Raw genomic sequence first — 22,431 nt, forward strand, 5'->3', positions numbered from 1 at the left:
CGCGTGCGTTGCCCGCGCGCCCGTAGGGGGGTGGGGTGGGTGGGGGTATGGCGAAGCCGCCGCGGCCCGGGTGGGGTGGCGGCGGCTTCGGTGGGTGGTCAGGCCTTGCGGAGTTGGAAGGCGAGGCCGAGGGAGTCGTCGGTGAAGGTGTCGGAGGTCCAGTCGGCTGCGCCGGCGGCGAAGTCGGTGGCGAGGACCTCTTCGGCGACGAGGGGGCCGTGTTCGGCGATGGCCTCGGCGGTCTCCTCGGAGGTGGCGCGCCAGCGGAGGACGATGCGGTCGGCGACGTCCAGGCCGGAGTTCTTGCGGGCCTCCTGGATCTGGCGGATGGCGTCGCGGGCGATGCCGAGGCGCTTGAGTTCGGGGGTGATGGCCAGGTCGAGGGCGACGGTGGCGCCGGACTCGTTGGCGACGGCCCAGCCCTCGCGGGGGGTTTCGGTGATGATGACCTCGTCGGGGGAGAGGGTGATCGGTTCACCGTTCAGGTCGACGCCGGTCTCGCCGGTGGCGCGCAGTTCGGCGGCGAGGCGGGCGGCGTCGGTGGCGGCGACCGCCTTGGCGACGTCCTGCACGCCCTTGCCGAAACGCTTGCCGAGGGCGCGGAAGTTGGCCTTGGCGGTGGTGTCGACGAGCGAGCTGCCGACCTCGGCGAGGGATTCGAGGGTGGCGACGTTGAGCTCCTCGGCGATCTGCGCGCGCAGGTCGGCGGGCAGCTCCTCCCAGCCCTGGGCGGCGATCAGCGCGCGGGAGAGCGGCTGACGGGTCTTCACGCCGGACTCGGCGCGGGTGGCCCGGCCGAGTTCGACCAGGCGGCGGACCAGGGCCATGTGGCGGGAGAGGTCGGCGTCGATCAGGGTCTCGTCGGCCTCGGGCCAGGTGGCCAGGTGGACGGAGGCCGGGGCCTGGGGGTCGGTGGGGACGACGAGGTCCTGCCAGACCTGCTCGGTGATGAACGGGGTGAGCGGGGCCATCAGGCGGGTGACGGTCTCCAGCGCCTCGTGCAGGGTGGCGAGCGCGGCGGCGTCGCCCTGCCAGAAGCGGCGGCGGCCGCGGCGGACGTACCAGTTGGAGAGGTCGTCGACGAAGCTGGAGAGCAGCTTGCCGGCGCGCTGGGTGTCGTACGCCTCGAAGGCCGCGTCGACCTCGCGGACCAGGGTGTTCAGCTCGGAGAGCACCCAGCGGTCCAGCTGCGGGCGGTCGGCCGGGGCCGGGTCGGCCGCGGACGGCGCCCAGTTCGAGGTGCGGGCGTACAGGGCCTGGAAGGCGACGGTGTTCCAGTAGGTGAGGAGGGTCTTGCGGACCACCTCCTGGATGGTGCCGTGGCCGACCCGGCGGGCCGACCAGGGCGAGCCGCCGGCCGCCATGAACCAGCGGACCGCGTCGGCGCCGTGCTGGTCCATCAGCGGGATCGGCTGCAGGATGTTGCCCAGGTGCTTGGACATCTTGCGGCCGTCCTCGGCCAGGATGTGGCCCAGGCAGACGACGTTCTCGTAGCTGTTCCTGTCGAACACCAGGGTGCCGACGGCCATCAGCGTGTAGAACCAGCCGCGGGTCTGGTCGATCGCCTCGGAGATGAACTGCGCCGGGTAGCGCTTCTCGAACAGCTCCTTGTTCTGGTACGGGTAGCCGTACTGGGCGAAGGGCATCGAGCCCGAGTCGTACCAGGCGTCGATGACCTCGGGCACGCGGGTGGCGGTGCCGCCGCAGTCGCGGCAGGCGAAGGTGACCGCGTCGATGTACGGGCGGTGCGGGTCGAGGCCGCTCTGGTCGGTGCCGGTGAGCTCGGACAGTTCGGCCAGCGAGCCGACGCAGGTGAGGTGGTTCTCCTCGCAGCGCCAGATCGGCAGCGGGGTGCCCCAGTAGCGGTTGCGGCTGAGCGCCCAGTCGATGTTGTTGTTCAGCCAGTCGCCGAAGCGGCCGTGCTTGACCGTCTCCGGGAACCAGTTGGTGGCCTCGTTCTCGCGGATCAGCGCGTCCTTGACGGCGGTGGTCCGGATGTACCAGGACGGCTGCGCGTAGTAGAGCAGTGCGGTGTGGCAGCGCCAGCAGTGCGGGTAGCTGTGCTCGTACGGCAGGTGGCGGAAGAGCAGGCCGCGCTCCTTGAGGTCCGCGACCAGGGCCTCGTCGGCCTTCTTGAAGAACTGGCCGCCGACCAGCGGGACCTCGGGGGAGAAGGTGCCGTCGGCCAGCACCGGGTTGACCACCGGCAGGCCGTACTTGCGGCAGGTCGCGAGGTCGTCCGCGCCGAAGGCGGGGGACTGGTGGACGATGCCGGTGCCGTCCTCGGTGGTGACGTAGTCGGCGTTGAGGACGTAGTGGGCGTCCTCGATCTCGACCAGGTCGAAGGGGCGGCGGTAGGCCCAGCGCTCCATCTCGGCACCGGTGAAGGACTCGCCGGTGGCCTCCCAGCCCTCGCCGAGGGCCTTGGCGAGCAGCGGCTCGGCGACGACCAGCTGCTCGGTGCCGTCGGTGGCCACCACGTAGGTGACCTCCGGGTGGACGGCGGCGGCGGTGTTGGAGACCAGGGTCCACGGGGTGGTGGTCCAGACCAGCAGAGCGGCCCGGCCGGCCAGCGGGCCGCTGGTCAGCGGGAAGCGGACAAACACCGAGGGGTCGACCACGGTCTCGTAGCCCTGGGCCAGCTCGTGGTCGGACAGGCCGGTGCCGCAGCGCGGGCACCAGGGGGCGACCCGGTGGTCCTGGACCAGCAGGCCCTTGTCGAAGATCTGCTGGAGCGACCACCAGACGGACTGGACGTAGGAGGGGTCCATCGTCCGGTAGGCCTCGTCGAGGTCGACCCAGTACCCCATGCGGGTGGTCAGCTCGGCGAAGGCGTCGGTGTGGCGGGTCACCGAGTCGCGGCACTTGGCGTTGAACTCGGCGATGCCGTAAGCCTCGATGTCCTGCTTGCCGGAGAAGCCGAGCTCCTTCTCGACGGCCAGCTCGACCGGGAGGCCGTGGCAGTCCCAGCCGGCCTTGCGGGCGACGTGGTAGCCCTTCATGGTCCGGTACCGGGGGAAGACGTCCTTGAAGACGCGGGCCTCGATGTGGTGGGCCCCGGGCATGCCGTTGGCGGTCGGCGGACCCTCGTAGAACACCCACTCGGGGCGGCCCTCGGACTGCTCCAGGCTGCGCTGGAAGACCTTGTTGTCCTGCCAGAACGAGAGGATCCGGTGTTCGAGGGCGGGGAGATCGACCTGGGCGGGGACGGGGTTGTAGGTGTTCATCGCGGGTGTCTACCTCCGGCGGATGCTGGGACTGAATCCTCCGGAGGGACGAGACGGCCTTCGCCGACCCGCGGTACCACCCTCCTTGGCCGCGGTGGTGCGGTGCGGCCCTCTTGTTTGGGTTGCTGCCGGGTCTAGTGGGCCGCCGTGGTGGCGGCCGTTCTTCCGGCGGCTCCGGGGTGATCTTCCCGCCGTGCACACCCCCGGGCTCGCACCGTCCCCGGGTCGCTGGTGGCTGCGTACGTCGGTACTCGTCCCATCTGCGCCTTGCAGGGCCAGTGTATCGGCCGGGTGAGACGGTTTGTCCAAAGGGATTCGGGGGAGTGGGTTGCGGGGGCCCGTCCGGGCCGGTCGGCGGGGGCGGTTAGGCGGGGGTGGGGTGGGCACAAGTCTGTCAGCGCGCGGGGCGTGGCGGCTGGGGCGGCTGCCTGGGTGGGATCATCCTGAGGCGCCGGTATGTCATGTTGTGACCGGTTTTGATCGGGATTATCGTTCCGGCACTGGAGGCCGCCGGGAACCGGCGGCTCGGTTCGTTCGTAGATGGGGTCGAAGCCATGGCTGAGAAGGCAACCGGCGCGGGTACCGCCACCAAGCGGGCACGCAAGGCCGTGGCGGCCGATCCAGGGGAGGGGACCGTGACCACTACCGCACCTCAGAAGACCAGCACCGACACCGTCACCGTGCCGCGCGGCGCGGAGTCGGTCGACCCGGCCACGCTGCCCGTCCGGCCGGGCGAGGACCCCTGGACCTCCGAGGAGGTCCACGAGCTGCACGACGAGCTGATCAGCGACCTGGAGCGGCTGCGCGGCGAGATCGACGCCGCCGAGGCGGCGATCTCCGGGCTGATGCGCGACTCCAACGACGGAGCCGGCGACGACCAGGTGGACGCCGGTACGAAGAACATCTCGCGGGAGAGCGAGCTGGCGCTCGCCAACAACGCGCGGGACAGCCTCGCCCAGACCGAGCGCGCGCTGGAGCGGCTGGAGGGCGTCGGCTTCGGCACCTGCGAGTCCTGCGGGCAGGCCATCGGCAAGGCCCGGATGCAGGCCTTCCCCCGGGCGACGCTCTGCGTGCAGTGCAAGGCCAAGCAGGAACGCCGCTGAGGAAGCCCGCCGACCGGACCGGCGGGCCGGGCGACCGGGGCGACGCGGGGGGTCGGGCTTGCCGTACGCTCGACCCCGTAACCTCGCCTGACCCGTCGGTACGGACGCGTTCAGGCCCTCATCGGCTCACATCGGCAGCGGAGCGGATCATCAGTACGCAAGGTTCCCCCCAGACCCGGGACGACGCCGTCCCGAACCCCGCCGATGGCGTGGAGGTGGCCGTGGCCGAGTCCACCGGGCCCGCGGACGGCGGGGCGGCTCCCGCGGGCGACGAGTCCGTCCCCGCGGCGGACGGTGCGGTCGCCGCCGGTGCCACGGCGGTGGAGAAGCCCAAGGGCCCGCGCCGGGTCGGGGTGCTGCTGGTCGTCGCCGTCCTGGCGTTCCTGATCGACCTGGCCAGCAAGCTGCTGGTCGTCGCCAAGCTGGAGAACCACGCGGGGATCAAGGTGATCGGCGACGTCGTCACCCTCCAGGTGATCCGCAACTCCGGCGCCGCCTTCGGCATGGGCCAGGCGCTGACCGTGGTCTTCACCATGATCGCCTCCGCCGTCATCGTGGTGATCTGGCGGATCGCCCGCCGGCTGTACAGCCTCCCGTGGGCGATCGCGCTCGGGATGCTGCTCGGCGGCGCGCTCGGCAACCTCACCGACCGGCTGTTCCGCGCGCCGGGCGTCTTCCGCGGCCACGTCGTGGACTTCATCTCGGTCCAGCACTTCGCGGTCTTCAACCTCGCCGACTCGGCGATCGTCTGCGGCGGCATCCTCGTGGTGCTGCTCTCCTTCCGCGGCAGCAACCCGGACGGGACCGTCCACCAGCAGCCGGAGAAGAGCGGGAAGTAGCCCTCAGGCCGCCGGCCGGAGCAGCGAGGGGGAAGGGGCGCGGCGGGTTTCCGGCATACTCGTACGGGTGAGTACCGCAGCGCAGATCCGCAGCCTCCCCGTTCCCGACGGCCTGGAGGGCGAGCGCCTCGACGCCGCCCTCGCCCGGATGTTCGGCTTCTCCCGGACCAAGGCCGCCGAACTGGCCGCCGACGGCAAGGTGACGCTCGACGGCGCCGTGGCCGGCAAGTCGGACCGGGTGACCGCCGGTTCCTGGCTGGAGGTCGAGATCCCCGCGCCCGCCGCCCCGGTGCAGATCGTGGCCGAGGCGGTCGAGGGCATGCGGATCGTCCACGACGACGACGACATCGTGCTGATCGACAAGCCGGTCGGCGTCGCCGCGCACCCGAGCCCCGGCTGGACCGGCCCCACCGTCATCGGCGGACTCGCCGCGGCCGGCTACCGGATCTCCACCTCCGGCGCCGCCGAGCGCCAGGGCATCGTGCACCGGCTGGACGTCGGCACCTCGGGCCTGATGGTCGTCGCCAAGTCCGAGCGGGCCTACACCGACCTCAAGCGGCAGTTCCACGACCGGATCACCGACAAGCGCTACCACACGCTGGTCCAGGGCCACCCGGACCCGCTGAGCGGCACCGTCGACGCGCCGATCGGGCGCCACCCCAGCTCGGACTGGAAGTGGGCGGTGACCCGCGACGGCAAGCCGTCCGTCACCCACTACGACCTGATCGAGGCGTACCGGGCGGCCTCCCTGATGGCGATCAAGCTGGAGACCGGCCGCACCCACCAGATCCGCGTCCACATGTCGGCGCTGCGCCACCCCTGCGTCGGCGACCTGACGTACGGCGCCGACCCGACGCTGGCCAAGCGGCTGGGGCTGACCCGGCAGTGGCTGCACGCCGTCTCGCTCGGCTTCGAGCACCCGTCGGACGGGCAGTGGGTCGAGTTCAGCAGCGAGTACCCGGCCGACCTGCAGAAGGCGCTGGACATCATCGCGGCGGAGAGCTGAGATGACCGTCTCGGTGCGGGTCCGGGTCGCCGAGGGCGAGGCGGACCTGGAGCTGGTCCGGGCCATCCGGCGCGAGGTGTTCGTGGTCGAGCAGAACGTGCCGGAGGAGCTGGAGTACGACGCGTACGACGCGACCTCGGTGCACGTGCTGGCCGTGGGCGCGGACGGGGCCGGGCTCGGGACCGGGCGGCTGATCTTCGGTGACGAGGCGCTGGAGCTGACCGGGGGTGTCGAGGGCCGGGTGCTGCTCGGGCGGCTCGCGGTGGTGGCGGCGGCCCGGGGGACGGGGCTCGGGGCGGACCTCGTCCGGGCGATCGAGGCGGCCGGGCGCGAGCGCGGGGCCGTCGAGGTCGAGCTGCACGCGCAGGTGCAGGCGCTCGGGTTCTACGAGCGGCTGGGGTACGCGGCGGAGGGGCCGGTGTACGAGGACGCCGGGATCCCGCACCGGACCATGACGAAGGTGATCTAGAAGGCGTTGGTGCAGACGCGCCCTGGCGGCGGTTCGCGCAGATCCCCGCGCCCCCTCTTCGGGGCGCGGGGATCTTTCGTGCGGGTGGGGGCGGGCGCGCGGGTCAGTCGGGGGTGGTGCGCAGGCGGGGGAGGGCGTGGGGGTGTTCGTCACGCAGGTGGGCGATGAGTTGCTCGCGGATGTCGAAGCGGAGTCGGGCGGCGTCGTCGGGGGTGCGGGCGGTCATGGTGGCGCGGACGAGGATGGTGCTGGGGGTGGTGTCGGTGACGTCGAGGGCCCACTCCTCGCCGTCCCAGCGGGGGTGCCGCTCCAGCAGGGTGTGCAGGGTGGTGCGGAGCTCGTCGACCCGGGTGGTGTGGTCGAGGTGGAGCAGGACGGCGGCGAGCAGGCCGGGGTCGCGGCGGGTCCAGTTCTCGAAGGGCCTGTTGACGAAGTAGGAGACCGGGACGACCAGTCGGCGGTAGTCCCAGAGCCGGACCACCAGGTAGGAGAGGGTGATCTCCTCGACGGTGCCCTGCTGGCCGTCCACCACCACGGTGTCGCCGATCCGGACGGTGTCGCCGAAGGCGATCTGCAGGCCGGCGAAGAAGTTGCCCAGGGTGCTCTGGGCGGCGATGCCGGCCACGATGCCGATCAGGCCGGCCGAGGCGAGCAGGCTGGCGCCGACGGTGCGCATCGCGGAGAAGGTCAGCAGCATCACGGCGAGGGTGACCACGACGATCACCGCGCTGACCACCCGGCGCAGCATGCCGACCTGGGTGCGCACCCGCTGCACCCGGGCCGGGTCGTCGGAGACCGACTCGTACCGGCGGAGCAGCGCCTCCAGGACGGCGGCCGCCACGCGGACGGTGAGCCAGCCGAGGGAGGCCATCAGGAGCAGCAGGAGCAGGTGGTGGGCGCCCTCGTCCTCGGTCAGGTGGAAGGTCCGTTTCAGCGGGTTGGCGGCGAGCAACAGGGCTGAGACGACGGCGAGTTGGAGCGGGATCCGGCAGCGGCGGAGCAGTGCCCAGACCGGGGCCTCCGGGTGGCCGGCGCTGATCCGCTGGAGGGCCTGGTCGACGGTCCAGCCCACCGCGAGGGTGGCGGCGACGGTGGCGAGCAGGGTGATCAGCGGCCAGAGCACGGGGGACCTTCTCGGTGGGGGAGAGGCGGGTGAGCCGTACGATACCGGCCTTCAACGGGCGGAACCGGACGAAAAGGGGTGGCGGCTTTATCGGACGCCTACCCCGGCGGCGGATACGATCAGCCCCCATGGAGCTCGGTGGGGCATGGCGTCGATGGCGCGGACGGGGAACGTCGGTGCGGCGCAAGCTGCTCGCCGGGGCGGTGGCCCTGGTGGCGGTCACCGGGGTGGGCACGGCGGCGGTGGCGTCCGGCGGCGAGCAGTCGGTCCGTCAAGAGGATCGTTTCCTCAGCATGCCGGAGACGCCCGGCAGCACCCAGCAGGTCCAGGTGGACACCTCCTTCTTCACCACCGGCACCTCCCCGCGCCCCGCCGTCCTGCTCGCGCACGGCTTCGGCGGCTCCAAGGAGGGCGAACGGGACCGCGCCCAGCAGCTGGCCCGGCAGGGCTACGCGGTGCTGACCTGGTCCGCGCGCGGCTTCGGGCACTCCGGCGGGAAGATCGGGCTGAACGCGCCCGACCGGGAGGTCGAGGACGTCAAGCACCTGGTGGACTGGCTCGCCCAGCGGCCCGAGGTGCAGCTGGACGGGCCCGGCGACCCCCGGGTCGGGATCACCGGGGCCTCGTACGGCGGGGCGATCTCGCTGCTGGCCTCGGCCTACGACCACCGGATCGACGCGGTGGCCACCCAGATCACCTGGTGGAACCTGGCCGACGCGCTGTTCCCCCAGGGGGTGCAGGGCTCGGGTGCGGCGGACGGCGTGTTCAAGAAGCTGTGGGCCGGGATCTTCTTCACCACCGGCTCGGCCGGGGACCTCGGGCCCTCGGGCGGTGCGCCGCGCAGTGGGGCCACTGCCGGGAGCGGGGCCGGGAACGCGGGCACCGCCGGGAGCGGGAGCGGGGCTGCGGCGGACGCGGCGGCGGACGGGCAGGTCGGCTGCGGGCGGTTCCTGGACGCGCTCTGCCAGATGTACGACCGGGTGGCGACCGCCGGGCACGCCGACCCGGAGGCCGTCGCGCTGCTGGACAGGTCCAGCCCGTCCTCGGTGGCGGCGCAGCTCAAGGCCCCCACCCTGGTGGTACAGGGCCAGCAGGACTCGCTGTTCCCGCTCGACCAGGGCGACCGGATCGCCCGGGCGGTCGCGGCCAACGGCGCGCCCGTCTCGGTGGACTGGTTCGCGGGCGGGCACGACGGCGGGACGGACACCAGCGCCCGGGTGGACGACCGGGTCACCGCCTGGTTCGACCACTACCTGAAGGGGCGCGGCAACGACACCGGGCCGCAGTTCCGGGTGACCAGGACCGGCGGCGTCGACTCGACCGGCTTCCAGGCCGTGCTGCGCGGCGCCGACGCCGACCGGTACCCCGGGCTCGGCGGGACGGGCACCCGGTCCGTCGAGCTGACCGGCGGGGAGAAGCCCGTCGCCAATCCGCCCGGCGGGGCGCCGCCGGGGATCTCGACCCTGCCGGGGATCGGCGCGCTGAGCCAGGCGGCCTCGCTCGGGGCCGGGCTCTCGCTCGACTTCCCCGGGCAGAACGCCGCCTTCGAATCCGCGCCGCTGGAGAAGTCGCTGCACCTGACCGGGCAGCCGACCGTACCGGTGCGGGTGAAGGCCGACCGGCCGGACGCGGTGCTGTTCGCCAAGCTGTACGACGTCGGGCCGGACGGCAAGGCGGTGCTGCCGCAGCAGTTGGCGGCCCCGCTGCGGGTGACCGGCGCGGACGCGGACGGCGGGAGGACGGTGACCGTCCAGTTGCCCGCGGTGGACCACGACTTCCCGGCCGGGCACCGGCTGCGGCTGGTGCTGGCGTCCACCGACCTGGCGTACGCCTCGCCGACCGAGCCGGCCACCTACCGGGTGGCGGTGGCCGGGGCGCTCGCCGCGCCGACCGTCGAGGAGCTGGTCACCGAGGCGGCGCCGCTGCCCGCGCGGACCTGGATGCTGCCGGTGGCCGCCGTGGTGGTGGCCGCCGGGCTGGTGCTGCTGCCGCTGGTGCGGCGGCGTCGGCGCACGGTGGCCGGTGGGTCGTCGGGGCGGTCGGGGTCGTCGGGGCCGTCGGGGCCGGAGTTCGATCCGGAGCTGGCCGGGGTGCCGCTGCGCATCAGTGGACTGAGCAAGCGCTACAAGGGCTCCCAGGACCGTTACGCGGTAAGGGAGTTGGGCTTCCGGGTGGAGCGGGGCCAGGTGCTCGGCCTGCTCGGCCCGAACGGGGCCGGCAAGACCACCACGCTGCGCATGCTGATGGGACTGATCCGGCCCGACGCCGGGGAGATCCGGGTCTTCGGGCACCTGATCCGCCCCGGGGCGCCGGTGCTCTCGCGGGTCGGCGCCTTCGTGGAGGGCGCCGGCTTCCTCCCGCACCTCACCGGGCGGGCCAACCTGCGGCTGTACTGGCAGGCCACCGGTCGCCCGGAGGCCGACGCCCGCTTCGACGAGGCGCTGGCCATCGCCGGGCTCGGCGAGGCGCTGGACCGCGCGGTGCGGACGTACTCCCAGGGCATGCGCCAGCGGCTCGCCATCGCGCAGGCGATGCTCGGGATGCCGGACCTGCTGATCCTGGACGAGCCGACCAACGGGCTGGACCCGCCGCAGATCCGCGAGATGCGCGAGGTGATGATCCGGTACGCGGCCGCCGGCCGGACCGTCATCGTGTCCAGCCACCTGCTGGCCGAGGTCGAGCAGAGCTGCACCGACCTGGTGGTGATGGACCGCGGGCGGCTGGTCACGGCCGGGCCGGTCGGCGAGATCGTCGGCGCGGGCGAGCTGCTGATGATCGGCGTGGCCGCGGGCTTCGACCCGGAGTCGGTGGTCGAGAAGGCCGGCGCACTGGCCGGGGTCGGCTCGGTGGAGGCCGTCGACGGCGGGCTGCTGGTCCGGCTGGACGGACTCGCGGCGAGCGAGCTGCTGGCGGAGCTGGTGCGGCTGGGGGTCCCGGTGGAGAGCGCCGGACCGCAGCGGCGCCTGGAGGACGCGTTCCTGTCGTTGATCGGAGGTGCGGCGTGAGCGCCGGTACGAGGGATCGGGTCCCGTCCGGGGACGGTGCCGCCGCGACGGACCACGCGCCGGGGTACCGGGCGAGCCGGACCCTGCCGCTGCGGGTCGAGGCGGTGCGGCAGCTGCGGCGGCGCCGCACGATGGTGATCGGCGGGGTGCTGGCGGCGATGCCGTTCGTCATCCTGGCGGCGTTCCAGCTCGGCGGCACCCCTGGGCGCCCCGACCGGACCACCTTCATCGACCTGGCGACCGCCTCGGGCGCCAACTTCGCCGTCACCATGCTGTTCGTCGGCACCGGCTTCATGCTGGTGATCCCCGTCGCGCTGTTCTGCGGGGACACCGTGGCCTCCGAGGCCAGCTGGTCCTCGCTGCGCTACCTGCTGGCGGCGCCGGTGCCGCGGGCGCGGCTGCTGGTGCGCAAGTTCGCGGTCGGGCTGGCGTTCTCGGCGGTCGCGATCGTCATGCTGCCCGCGATCGGACTGGTCGTGGGCACGGTGGCGTACGGGTGGGGGGACCTCAAGCTGCCCGCCGGGGCCAGCCTGCCGGCCGGGGAGGCGCTGCCCCGGATCGCGATCGCGGTGGCGTTCGTGTTCCTGAGCGAGCTGGTGATCGCGGCGCTGGCGTTCTGGCTGTCGACGGCGACGGACGCGCCGCTGGGGGCGGTCGGCGGGGCGGTGTTCCTGTCGATCATCACCGGGGTGCTGGACGCCGTCACGGCCCTGGGCGACCTGCGGGAGTGGCTGCCGGCGCACTGGCAGTACGCCTGGGCGGACGCCCTCCAGCCGCAGTTGGAGTGGGGCGGCATGGTGCAGGGGGTGTCGTTGTCCCTGTCGTACGCGGTGGTGCTGCTGGCGTTGGCGTTCCGGGGGTTCGCCCGCAAGGACGTGGTGTCGTAGCGGGGCGTCGGGGTCAGGGGAGGGCGGGGCAGGGGCCGCCGACGGGGGACGGGGTGCCGGACAGGGCGTCGAAGAGGAGGCGCCACAGGGGGTCCCCGCCCGGGGCGCGGGTGCTGTCCGCGCCTCCTTCGGCGCCCCCCGTACGGGTGTTCAGCAGTCCGCGGATCACGGTCAGCAGCAACTCGGCCACCAGGGACGCGCAGTGGGTGGGGAAGCCGCTGTCGCGCTGGGCCCGGCGGACCAGGTCGGTCAGCGAGACGTGCATCTCGGCGAGGACGTCGTCGGGGGAGTTCGCCAGGTCCGGGCAGTCCGCGGCGAGCCGGAGCGCGGCGCGCAGCCGCAGGTCGGAGCGCAGCCGGTCGGCCAGGGCGACCATCACGCCTTCGAGGGCCGCGGCGGGGTCGGTGCCCGGGGTGTCGTACTCGGTCCGCAGGCTCGCCCAGGTGCTCCGGGACTCCTGGATCAGGGCCCGGGCCAGCGAGGCCTTCGAGGGGAAGTGGCCATAGAGCGCGCCCTTGGTCATGCCGATGCGGTCGGCCACGGTGTTCAGCGTGGTGCTCTCGTAGCCCTGGGCGGCGAAGATCTCGGCTGCCGCCGTCAGGACCTTCTCCCTGGTGCGGCGCGCCCGTTCCTGCTGTGCCATGCCACTGCCCTCCCTCGTCGCGACAGCCCATACATACCATCGGGATGGAATGTTGTTGCAAAGCTTCCTCCCGAGGATCGGGTGCCCCCGGGAGTGCCTCCCGGCCCGTCGGGCCGGGTCGGTCGCCCCGCACCCGGCGGGGCCGACGGGCCTGGGGTGGGGGGTTCGCCGCCGGGTGCGGGATCATGGGTGGGTATCCCCGCACTCGTTCGTCGAAGGACCCGAACCGTGGCCCAGATCGTCCTCTTCCACTCCGCCCACGGCCTGAGCCCGGCCGTACGGGCCGCCGCCGACCGGCTGCGCGCCGCCGGGCACACCGTGCACACGCCGGACCTGTTCGAAGGGCGCACCTTCGACGACAACGAGGCCTCCCAGGCGTACCAGGAGGAGATCGGCGGCGGCGACGAGCTGCTCCGGCGCGCGGTCGTCGCCTCCGCCCCGCTCTCCGAGGGCGGACTGGTGTACGCCGGGATCGCGCTCGGCGGCGCGATCGCGCAGAACCTGGCGCTGGCGGACGAGAAGGCGCGCGGGCTGCTGCTCCTGCACGGCACCTCGGACCTGCGCGAGGACGCGGTGACCTCCGTCCCCGTCCAGCTGCACATGGCGGAGCCGGACCCGTTCGAGCCGGAGGACTGGCTGAACGCCTGGTACCTGCGGATGCTGCGGGCGGGCGCGGAGGTCGAGGTGCACCGCTACCAGGGCGCCGGGCACCAGTTCACCGACCCGGACCTGGACGACTACGACGCGGAGGCGGCCGAGCGGGCCTGGGCGGCGGCGCTGGACTTCCTGGCGGACCTGGAGGCGTAGCGCCGGTCGCGGTGGGCCGGGTGGCCGTGGTCCGGGTGCCTGTGGTCCGGCGCCTGTGCTCCGGTGGCCGTCCGGGTGCGGTCGGAGTGGGTGCGGTCAGGGGCGGACCGGGCCGCGGCGGGGGAGGGTCTGGCTGTAGACGACGCTGGTCGTGGTGGAGCCGAAGCCGGCCAGCGAGTCGATCAGGGTCTCCAGGTGTTCCATGGAGGTCGCGGCCACCTTGAGGGTGTAGCAGTCGTCGCCGGTGGTGCGCAGGCACTCCAGGATCTCGCGGCGCACCGAGAGCAGGTGGTGCAGCGGCTGGTGGCGGTTGCCCGGGTACTTGAGGCGGACCACGGCGAGCACCGGGTAGCCGACCTTGGAGAGGTCGACGGTGGCGTGGTAGCCGGTGATCACGCCCAGCGACTCCAGGTTCCGCACCCGCTCGGTGGTGGCCGACGGGCTGAGGTTGACCCGGCGGCCCAGCTCGCTGAGCGAGATCCGGGCCTCCTGCTGGAGCTGGTCGATGATCGCCCAGTCGGTTTCGTCGAGGTTCACGGCCATCTCGCGATTCTACCGGGGGATTCGCGGCCGGAGGCGGGTTCTGCCGTGATCATTGGGTTCCCTGCCGGATGCGGCCGGGAATAGCCTCATGGCATGCAACTAGGCGTCAACGTACCGAACTTCGGGCCGGGGACCGACCCCGGCATGCTGCGCGACTGGGCGCGGGTGGTGGAGGGGCTCGGGTTCGACCTGCTGATGGTGTCCGACCACGTCGCCGTGACGGCGGACGTGGCCGAACGCTACCCGGAGCCCTTCTACGACCCCTTCGCCACGCTGTCCTGGCTGGCGGGGGTGAGCGACGGGCGGATGCGGCTGGGCACCACCGTCCTGGTGATGCCGTACCGGCACCCGCTGCTGGTGGCCCGGATGGCCGCCAGCCTGCACCGGCTCAGCGGCGGGCGCTTCGTGCTCGGCGTCGGAGTCGGCTGGGCACGGCAGGAGTTCGAGGCGCTCGGGGTGCCGTTCGGGGCGCGGGGGCGGCTCACGGACGAGTACCTGCGGGCGGTGCGGGAGTCCTGGGCGGAGCAGGGGGAGGGCGCCGCCGCCCCGGTCTGGGTCGGCGGGCACAGCGAGGCGGCGATCCGACGGGTCGTCGGGTTCGGCGACGCCTGGCACCCGCTGCGGCTGCCGATGGCCCGGATGCGGGAGGTGGTGGCCCGCCACGAGCTGCCGGGCTTCGCCCCGCGGATCGCGCTGCGGCTGACCGACGGGCCGCTCGACGACCCGGACCGGCCCGCCGGGGTCGGCAGCCTGGCGCAGGTCGTCGACGACCTGCGGGAACTGCGCCAACTCGGCGCGGAGGACGTGGTGTTGGACCCGTACCATGCGGACCCGGAGCAGACCCGCCACCCCGAGACGGCGTGGCGCGCCCTGACGGCCGTGGCCGAGGAATGGAGGAGGACGGCGTGATCACGACTGCCGACGAGGCGCTGCTGCGGCGCGCGATCGACATCGCGGCCCGGGCCGTGGAGTTGGGCGACGCCCCGTACGGCTCGCTGCTGGCCGGGCCGGACGGGACGGTGCTCGCCGAGGCACACAACACCGTCCGGCGGGACGACGACATCACGGCGCACCCGGAGTTGAAGCTCGCCCGGTGGGCGGCCCGGGAGCTGGACGGGGAGGCGGCCGCCCGCGCCACCCTGTACACCAGCTGCCAGCCGTGCGGGATGTGCGCGGGGGCGCTGGTCCGGTCGGGGATCGGGCGGGTCGTGTACGCGCTCACGACCGAGCAGTTGGTCGCGCTCAATCCGGCGTCGGGGGCCTGGCCGGTGGTGGCGCAGGAGGGGCCGGCGCTGTTCGCGGAGGCGCGGGTGCCGATCGAGGCGTACTACCGGGGGGACTGAGAGCGGGAGTTGGGGCGGCGGCCGGTCGGGCCGGCGGCCCCTCGGGGTGCGAGGGGCCGCCGGGGTGGGGGGCGCGGTGAGCGGTCAGTCGTCGTCGGAGGGGGCGCCGGTCCGGGAGCCGGACGCGGGGCCGGACGGCGGGGTCGTGCCCGTCCCGGAGCTGCTCGGGTCGGGCTTCGGCGGGGCCGGGTCGGGGATGTCGGCCATCGGGAGGGACTGCTTGGGGGTGCCGCGCAGGGCGTCGTTCATGGCGTCCCGCCAGATCGGGCCCGGGCCGTCGGCGCCGAACACCTCGGTGTGGTAGTCGCCGTTGATGGTGATGTTGCGCATCTCGACGCCGCCGGCCGGGCCGCCCAGCCAGACCGCGGTGGCCAACTGCGGGGTGTAGCCGTTGAACCAGGCGGCCTTCTTGTGGTCCGAGGTGCCCGTCTTTCCCGCGATCTGCCGGCCGTCCTTCAGGTTGAGCGCGGCGCCGGTGCCCTTGTTCTCGGTCACCCCGTTCAGGACGGTGTTCATCGCCCGGGCCGTCGAGTCGGAGAACACCTTCTCGCAGTGGCCGGGCGGGGCGGGGACGTCCTTGCCCTCCACCGTGGTGATCCTGGTGATGGCGACCGGGTCGCAGTGGGTGCCCTGGGCGGCGAAGGTCGCGTAGACGTTCGCCATGGTCAGCGGGCTCATCTCCTCGACGCCCAGGGCCATCGCCGGGACCTCCTCCAGCGGCTTGCCGCTGGCCTTGGCGGTGATGCCGAACTTGTTGGCCATCTGCTTGACCGCGCAGAGGCCGATGTCCTGCTCCATCTGCACGAAGTAGGTGTTGACCGAGAGGGCCATCGCCATCTTGAGCTGGTACGGGCCCTTCTCGTTCGCGGACTCGTTGGGCACCACCGTCTTGGGACGGCCGTCGTTGCGCCACGTCCCCTCGCAGGTCTTCATCGTCGGGTATTCGAGCTTGTTCGGCGCCGAGTACTCCTGGGTCGGCGGCAGGCCCGCCTCCAGGGCCGCGGCCGCGACGATCGGCTTGAACGTGGAGCCGGGCTGGAAGCCGTTGCCGCCGCCCATCGCGAAGTCGACGTTGAGGTTGACGACGGTCTGGTTCTTCTCGGTCGCCAGGCCGTACGGGCGGGTCTGGGCCATCGCCACGATCTTGCCCGTCCCGGGCTCGACCATGGTGGCGGCGGCGGAGACGGTGTCGGTGACCTTCACGTTGCTGCTCACCGCGTTCTGGGCGGCGGCCTGCTTGTCCGGGTCCAGCGTGGTGTAGATGTTCAGGCCGCCCTTGTCCCAGAACTTCTTCCGGTCCTCGGCGGTCTTGCCGAAGGCCGGGTCCTGCTTGACCACGTGGCGGACGTAGTCGCAGAAGAAGCCCATGCCGGCCTTGGCGGTGATGCAGCCGTTCTGCGGGTCCTTGTACTTGAGGCCCAGCGGGGCCGCCTTCGCCTCCTTCGCCTGGTCGGCGGTGATGTGCTTGTTCTCCAGCATCTTGTCGATCACGGTGTCCCGGCGCTTCTGCGCGGCCACCGGGTGCAGCTTCGGGTCGTACTGGGAGGGGTTCTGCACCAGGCCGGCGAGGGTGGCGGCCTCGGCGACGGTCAGGTCCTTGTTGCTCTTGCTGAAGTAGCGCTGGGAGGCGGCCTCCACGCCGTAGGCGCCGTTCCCGTAGAAGGTGATGTTGAGGTAGTTGGTGAGGATCTGGTCCTTCGGCAGTTCCTCGTCCAGCTTGATCGCGATCTTGAGTTCCTGGATCTTGCGGCCCAGGGTCTTGCGCTGCGCCTCCTTGACGGCGTCCTTGTCGTCGCCGGCGTTCTCCACGTTGACGTTCTTCACGTACTGCTGGGTGAGGGTGGAGGCGCCCTCGGCGGCGGTGCCCTTCTCCGCGTTCTTGCCGAGCGCGCGCAGGACGCCCTTGAGGTCGACGGCGCCGTGCTCGTAGAAGCGGGCGTCCTCGATGTCCACCTGGGCGTGCCGCATGTACGGCGACATCTGGTCGGCGGGCAGGACGGTGCGGTCGCGCTCGTAGACCTTGGCGATCAGGCCGCCCTTGGCGTCGAAGACCTGGGTGGCCTGGGTGAGCGGCGGGGTCTTGAAGTCGTCGGAAATGTCGTCGAAGCCTTCCGCGGTGCTCTTCGCGGTCAGTCCGAGGCCCCCGGCGACCGGCAGCACCAGGCCCGCCAGCAGCACGCCGGACACGACGCTCACACCCACGAAGGTCGCACCGAGACGGGCCAGCCGGACCGGCGACCTGCGGGCCGGCCGGGCGTCGTCGCTGTCGGCGGAATTTCGTATCGGCGGGAGTTTCGATTCCATTCCGGAATGCTAACCGTCGTTCCTCGCTGGGCGAACGAATTTTCGGCCGGGACTGTCACGGCCTTGCAACAGATGGGGAGTGGGGCTCAGGGAGAGGGGATCGTGTACGAACTCCATGAATGTGGGGGAATTCTTTGCTGCGTACTCGAATCAATGCACCCGGCGGGCGCGACCTTTCCCTCCCCGTGACCCTCCCACCACTCTGATGCGGTGGGAGGGTCGAAACGTTGCGCCCGCTCCGGTGGGAAAGCCGTCCCCGTGTCCGTTTCAACGGGCGCCGGGTGCGGGTCCGTTCACGCCGGCCCTGCGGGAGCGGGGGCGGCGGGGCGTGGTGACGGCGGCCTGCGGGACGATGGGTTCGTGGCAGAGCGGAGATACGAGTACGCGCCGGCGGGGACGCTGCCGGGGTTGTTGCAGCGCGGGCGGGGCCTGGGGGCGCGGATGGCGGCGGAGGACCCGGCGGCCGCCGCCGAGCTGGTGTACGGCTGCGTCCGCTGGGAGTGGCGCTGGGACGCGGGGGCCGACGACCGGGACCTGTACCTGGCGCGGCTGATCCGGGACCTGGAGCTGCCGCTCGGCCCGGTGGTCGAGCTGCTGGCCGCTGGGGACGAGGAGACCCGGGACCGGGCGACCGGCGTGCTGGAGCTGCTGGTGCTCGGCGGCTCCGAGCAGGCCCGGGCGGCGCTGCCGGGGTACGTCCCGGAGGAGGAGGGCCCGGCTCCGCGGCCTCGGCAGCTGCCGCCGGACCCCTGCCCCGACCGGGACAGCGCGAGCCTGCTGGACCAGCTGCGCGACCCGGCGGTGAGCGAGGGCGTCAAGGTGACCGCGCTCCGCGCGCTGTCGCGCCGCCCGCCGGAACCCGCGCTGATCGAGCTGGTGCCCGGGCTGGGCGCCGCCGACGGCACCCGGCAGCTGCCGTACCTGCACCGGGCGCTGGAGCCGCTGGCCGAGCGGGCCGTGCCGGCCGCCCGGGAGTGGGCGGCCTCGGACCGGGAGTGGCTCGCCGGACTGGGGACGGAGGTGCTGGCCGCCCACGGCGACGAGGGCGATGTGCCGCTCCTGCTCGCCGAGCTGGAGCGGCACTGGGTGGACGGGGTCTGGTGCGGGCCGGATGGTCTGGCGCGCGGGCTGGCGAGGTTCGGGTCGGGGGCGGGCGGGGCGGTGTCGTTGCTGCGGCGGTTCTGGCTGTACACCCCGCACTCGTACGAGCGGCCCGCGTACCTCGAAGCCCTCGCGGCGATGGGGTCGGCGGGGATGGACGAGGCGTTCACCGAGTCGCTCTGGGACTGCGAATCCGGTGCCCGGCTGTCGGGGATCGCCCACGCTCCGGAACGGCCCGAGGTGGGAGCCCGGTTGCGCTACCTGCGCGACGATCCGATGGAGGAGGGGGAGGTCCGGGCGGCCGCGGGGCGACGTCTCGCGGAGGGCCGGGCGGGCTAGAGTGGACGCGTGAACGCGTGAGTGACGGTCCGGACCCCGAGAGGCGTTCCGGGCCACCTCCATTTCCAGGGCTTTCTCCCCCTGTGACCTGCGCGTTCGCCGGCCCGCCAGATCAGCACCAGAGCCTCCGGAGGCCCCGCCTTGAGCGATCAGCCGTTCGCGCATCTGCACGTCCACACCGAGTACTCGATGCTGGACGGTGCCGCCCGGTTGAAGCAGATGTTCAAGGAGGTCGAGCGGCTGGGGCAGTCCCACGTCGCGATGACCGACCACGGCAACATGTACGGCGCCGCCGAGTTCCACCGGCAGGCGACCGAGGCCGGGATCACGCCGGTGATCGGCATCGAGGCGTACGTCGCCCCCGAGTCCCGCTCCAACACCAAGCGCATCCTGTGGGGCCAGCCGCACCAGAAGCGGGACGACGTCTCCGCGTCCGGCGCGTACACCCACAAGACCATCTGGGCCCGGAACAAGGAGGGCCTGCACAACCTCTTCAAGCTGACCTCGCGCTCCTACTCCGAGGGCTGGCTGGTGAAGTGGCCGCGGATGGACAAGGAGCTGATCTCCGAGCTGTCCGGCGGCCTGATGGCCACCACCGGCTGCCCTTCCGGCGAGGTGCAGACCCGGCTGCGGCTGGGCCAGTTCGACGAGGCGGTGAAGTCCGCGGCCGACTACCAGGACATCTTCGGCAAGGAGAACTACTTCCTGGAGCTGATGGACCACGGCCTGGACATCGAGAAGCGGGTCCGCGACGGGCTGCTGGAGATCAGCAAGAAGCTGAACATCCCGCCGGTGGTCACCAACGACTCGCACTACACCACCGAGGCCGACGCCGGCGCCCACGACCTGCTGCTCTGCGTGCAGACCGGCAAGAACCTCTCGGACCCGGACCGCTTCCGCTTCGACGGCACCGGCTACTACATCAAGTCCGCCGCCGAGATGTACGCGCTGGACTCCTCGGACGCCTGGCAGGAGGGCTGCCGCAACAGCCAGCTGCTGGTCGCCTCCCGGGTCGACACCGAGGGCATGTTCAAGTTCCGGAACCTGATGCCCCGGTTCCCGATCCCGGAGGGCTTCGAGTCCGAGGCGGACTTCTTCAAGTCCCAGGTCTGGGAGGGCATGGACTGGCGCTTCCCGAACGGGTACGACGAGGAGCACAAGAAGCTCGCCGAGTACGAGATGGACACCATCATCCAGATGGGGTTCCCGGCGTACTTCCTCGTGGTCGCCGACTTCATCATGTGGGCCAAGGGCCAGGGCATCGCGGTGGGCCCGGGCCGCGGTTCGGCGGCCGGTTCGCTGGTCGCCTACGCGATGGGCATCACCGACCTCGACCCGATCCCGCACGGCCTGATCTTCGAGCGCTTCCTCAACCCCGAGCGCATCTCCATGCCCGACGTCGACATCGACTTCGACGAGCGCCGGCGCGGTGACGTGATCCGGTACGTGACGGAGAAATGGGGGGCCGACAAGGTCGCCATGATCGTCACGTACGGCACCATCAAGGCGAAGGCCGCCATCAAGGACTCCTCCCGGGTCCTCGGCTACCCGTACGCGATGGGCGACCGGATCACCAAGGCGATGCCGCCGGACGTCATGGGCAAGGGCATCCCGCTCTCCGGCATCACGGACAGCAGCCACCCCCGCTACGGCGAGGCGGGCGAGATCCGCGGGCTGTACGAGAACGACCCGGACGTCCGGAAGGTCATCGACACCGCGCGCGGCATCGAGGGCCTGATCCGCCAGCCCGGCGTGCACGCGGCCGGCGTCATCATGTCCGCGGAGCCGCTGACCGACCACATCCCGGTCTGGACCCGGCACACCGACGGCGTCACCATCACGCAGTTCGACTACCCCACTTGCGAGGGCCTCGGCCTCCTCAAGATGGACTTCCTCGGCCTGCGCAACCTGACGATCATGGACGACGCCGTCAAGGCGATCGAGAAGAACAAGGGCGTCAAGATCAACCTGCTTGATCTGCCCCTCGACGACAAGCCGACCTACGAACTGCTCTCCCGTGGCGACACCCTCGGCGTCTTCCAGCTCGACGGCGGGCCGATGCGCTCGCTGCTGCGCCTGATGAAGCCCGACAACTTCGAGGACATCTCCGCCGTCCTCGCGCTGTACCGGCCGGGCCCGATGGGCGTCAACTCCCACACCAACTACGCGCTGCGCAAGAACGGGCAGCAGGAGATCACCCCGATCCACCCGGAGCTGGAGGAGCCCCTGGAGGAGGTGCTCCGGCCCACCTACGGCCTGATCGTCTACCAGGAGCAGGTGCAGAAGGCCGCGCAGATCCTGGCCGGCTACTCGCTCGGCCAGGCCGACCTGCTGCGCCGTGCGATGGGCAAGAAGAAGAAGGAGATCCTGGAGGCGGAGTTCGTCCCCTTCCAGAAGGGCTGCCGCGAGCGCGGCTACTCCGACGCGGCCATCCAGGCGGTGTGGGACGTCCTCGTCCCCTTCTCCGGCTACGCGTTCAACAAAGCGCACACCGCCGGGTACGGGCTGGTCTCGTACTGGACGGCGTACCTCAAGGCCAACTACCCGGCCGAGTACATGTCCGGGCTGCTCACCTCCGTCAAGGACGACAAGGACAAGTCGGCGGTCTACCTCAACGAGTGCCGCAAGATGGGCATCCAGGTGCTGCCGCCGGACGTCAACGAGTCGGACTCGGACTTCACGCCGCACGGCAGCGAGACCGTCCGGTTCGGCCTGACCGCGATCCGCAACGTCGGCGGGCCGGTGGTCGAGTCGATGATCCGCACCCGGAAGGCGAAGGGGAAGTTCGCCTCCTTCCCGGACTTCCTGGAGAAGGTGGAGTCGGTGGTCTGCAACAAGCGGACCGTCGAATCGCTGATCAAGGCCGGCTCCTTCGACTCGCTCGGGCACACCCGCAAGGGCCTGAGCGCGCAGTTCGAGCCGATGATCGACAACGTCGTCGGGGTGAAGCGCAAGGAGGCCGAGGGGCAGTTCGACCTCTTCGGCGGCGACACCGCCTCGGACGAGCCGAGCTTCGGACTGGACGTCGTGTTCTCCGAGGAGGAGTGGGAGAAGTCCTTCCTGCTCACCCAGGAGCGGGAGATGCTCGGCCTGTACGTCTCCTCGCACCCGCTGCACGGCATCGAGCACGTGCTCGCCGACAAGGCGGACTGCGCGGTCGCGGACCTCGCGGAGCGCCCGGACGGGACGATCGTCACCATCGGCGGCATCATCTCGGGCCTCCAGCGGAAGATGACCAAGCAGGGCAACGCCTGGGCGATCGCCACCGTCGAGGACCTGGCGGGCTCGATCGACTGCATGTTCTTCCCGGCGAGCTACCAGCTGGTCTCCTCCCAACTCGTCGAGGACGCCGTGGTGTTCGTGCGCGGCAAGCTGGACAAGCGGGAGGACGTGCCGCGGCTGATGGGCATGGAGCTGTCCGCCCCGGACCTCTCCAACGCCCACGCCGAGGCGCCGATCGTCATCAACATCCCGTCCGGGAAGGTCACCCCGCCGCTGGTCGCCCGGCTCAGCGAGGTGCTGACCCACCACAAGGGCACGACCGAGGTGCGGGTGCGGCTGGAGGGGCGCACCAAGACCACGGTGCTGCGGCTGGACCGGCACCGGGTGAAGTCCGACCCGGCGCTGTTCGGGGACTTGAAGCAGCTGCTCGGGCCGAGCTGCCTGGTGGTCTGACCGGGGGAAGGGTGGCG

Annotated in this window: 16 protein-coding genes; 11 read left to right on the plus strand and 5 right to left on the minus strand. The window is 71.9% G+C overall.

Going from position 1 to position 22,431, the window contains the following annotated elements; genetic code table 11:
- Positions 1–98: 98 nt before the first annotated feature.
- Positions 99–3,227: an isoleucine--tRNA ligase gene (gene ileS / locus ACFXOZ_RS32280; RefSeq protein WP_380593560.1), complete on the minus strand. Its 3,129-nt coding sequence runs from the start codon at positions 3,225–3,227 to the stop codon at positions 99–101.
- 635 nt (positions 3,228–3,862) lie between these two features.
- On the opposite strand from ileS, the gene ACFXOZ_RS32285 reads away from it, so the two are divergent.
- The 4 genes from ACFXOZ_RS32285 to ACFXOZ_RS32300 all read left to right on the plus strand — a co-directional run bounded on the left by ACFXOZ_RS32285 (position 3,863) and on the right by ACFXOZ_RS32300 (position 6,644).
- The gene (locus tag ACFXOZ_RS32285) at positions 3,863–4,330 is read left to right on the plus strand and encodes a TraR/DksA family transcriptional regulator (protein WP_375896157.1); all 468 of its coding nucleotides are present in this window, start codon (positions 3,863–3,865) and stop codon (positions 4,328–4,330) included.
- Between the two features lie 146 nt (positions 4,331–4,476).
- The gene (gene lspA / locus ACFXOZ_RS32290) at positions 4,477–5,169 is read left to right on the plus strand and encodes a signal peptidase II (protein WP_375896204.1); all 693 of its coding nucleotides are present in this window, start codon (positions 4,477–4,479) and stop codon (positions 5,167–5,169) included.
- A gap of 67 nt (positions 5,170–5,236) precedes the next feature.
- Positions 5,237–6,175, plus strand: a complete 939-nt coding sequence (locus ACFXOZ_RS32295) for an RluA family pseudouridine synthase (protein WP_375896158.1) — start codon at positions 5,237–5,239, stop codon at positions 6,173–6,175.
- 1 nt (position 6,176) lies between these two features.
- Entirely contained in the window at positions 6,177–6,644 is a 468-nt protein-coding gene (locus ACFXOZ_RS32300) for a GNAT family N-acetyltransferase (RefSeq protein WP_380407565.1), read from the plus strand.
- A 103-nt stretch (positions 6,645–6,747) separates the two neighbouring features.
- Here the strand turns inward: ACFXOZ_RS32300 and ACFXOZ_RS32305 are convergent, their stop codons facing one another.
- Positions 6,748–7,767: a mechanosensitive ion channel family protein gene (locus tag ACFXOZ_RS32305; protein WP_380528270.1), complete on the minus strand. Its 1,020-nt coding sequence runs from the start codon at positions 7,765–7,767 to the stop codon at positions 6,748–6,750.
- A gap of 128 nt (positions 7,768–7,895) precedes the next feature.
- Between ACFXOZ_RS32305 and ACFXOZ_RS32310 the strand changes: the two genes are divergently transcribed.
- Together ACFXOZ_RS32310 and ACFXOZ_RS32315 are read left to right on the plus strand one after the other, a co-directional pair.
- Positions 7,896–10,772 carry an alpha/beta fold hydrolase gene (locus ACFXOZ_RS32310; protein WP_380593561.1) on the plus strand — a complete coding sequence of 959 codons (2,877 nt, stop codon included), beginning with the start codon at positions 7,896–7,898 and terminating at the stop codon, positions 10,770–10,772.
- The gene (locus tag ACFXOZ_RS32315) at positions 10,769–11,659 is read left to right on the plus strand and encodes an ABC transporter permease (protein WP_380593562.1); all 891 of its coding nucleotides are present in this window, start codon (positions 10,769–10,771) and stop codon (positions 11,657–11,659) included. The genes ACFXOZ_RS32310 and ACFXOZ_RS32315 overlap by 4 nt, the downstream gene beginning before the upstream one ends.
- Before the next feature lie 13 nt (positions 11,660–11,672).
- On the opposite strand, the gene ACFXOZ_RS32320 is transcribed toward ACFXOZ_RS32315, so the two are convergent.
- The gene (locus ACFXOZ_RS32320; RefSeq protein ID WP_380593563.1) at positions 11,673–12,302 is read right to left on the minus strand and encodes a TetR family transcriptional regulator; all 630 of its coding nucleotides are present in this window, start codon (positions 12,300–12,302) and stop codon (positions 11,673–11,675) included.
- 228 nt (positions 12,303–12,530) lie between these two features.
- Here ACFXOZ_RS32320 and ACFXOZ_RS32325 point away from each other — a divergent pair, with 228 nt between their 5' ends.
- Positions 12,531–13,109 carry a dienelactone hydrolase family protein gene (locus ACFXOZ_RS32325; protein ID WP_380528278.1) on the plus strand — a complete coding sequence of 193 codons (579 nt, stop codon included), beginning with the start codon at positions 12,531–12,533 and terminating at the stop codon, positions 13,107–13,109.
- 96 nt (positions 13,110–13,205) lie between these two features.
- On the opposite strand, the gene ACFXOZ_RS32330 is transcribed toward ACFXOZ_RS32325, so the two are convergent.
- Complete coding sequence (locus ACFXOZ_RS32330; protein ID WP_380528280.1) at positions 13,206–13,652, minus strand: Lrp/AsnC family transcriptional regulator; 447 nt, start codon at positions 13,650–13,652, stop codon at positions 13,206–13,208.
- A 93-nt stretch (positions 13,653–13,745) separates the two neighbouring features.
- Between ACFXOZ_RS32330 and ACFXOZ_RS32335 the strand changes: the two genes are divergently transcribed.
- Positions 13,746–14,561, plus strand: a complete 816-nt coding sequence (locus tag ACFXOZ_RS32335; RefSeq protein ID WP_380593564.1) for an LLM class flavin-dependent oxidoreductase — start codon at positions 13,746–13,748, stop codon at positions 14,559–14,561.
- Entirely contained in the window at positions 14,558–14,995 is a 438-nt protein-coding gene (locus ACFXOZ_RS32340; RefSeq protein WP_380593565.1) for a nucleoside deaminase, read from the plus strand. Before ACFXOZ_RS32335 ends, ACFXOZ_RS32340 begins: the two co-directional genes overlap by 4 nt.
- A gap of 84 nt (positions 14,996–15,079) precedes the next feature.
- Here the strand turns inward: ACFXOZ_RS32340 and ACFXOZ_RS32345 are convergent, their stop codons facing one another.
- Positions 15,080–17,299, minus strand: coding sequence for a transglycosylase domain-containing protein (locus tag ACFXOZ_RS32345; protein WP_375896183.1), 2,220 nt, complete (start codon positions 17,297–17,299; stop codon positions 15,080–15,082).
- Positions 17,300–17,659: 360 nt separating this feature from the next.
- On the opposite strand from ACFXOZ_RS32345, the gene ACFXOZ_RS32350 reads away from it, so the two are divergent.
- Positions 17,660–18,739, plus strand: a complete 1,080-nt coding sequence (locus ACFXOZ_RS32350) for a hypothetical protein (RefSeq protein ID WP_380593566.1) — start codon at positions 17,660–17,662, stop codon at positions 18,737–18,739.
- Between the two features lie 141 nt (positions 18,740–18,880).
- Positions 18,881–22,414, plus strand: coding sequence for a DNA polymerase III subunit alpha (dnaE, locus tag ACFXOZ_RS32355; protein WP_380528290.1), 3,534 nt, complete (start codon positions 18,881–18,883; stop codon positions 22,412–22,414).
- Positions 22,415–22,431 lie beyond the last annotated feature (17 nt).

This window comes from Kitasatospora sp. NPDC059160, assembly GCF_042755465.1.
Classification (GTDB): Bacteria; Actinomycetota; Actinomycetes; order Streptomycetales; family Streptomycetaceae; genus Kitasatospora.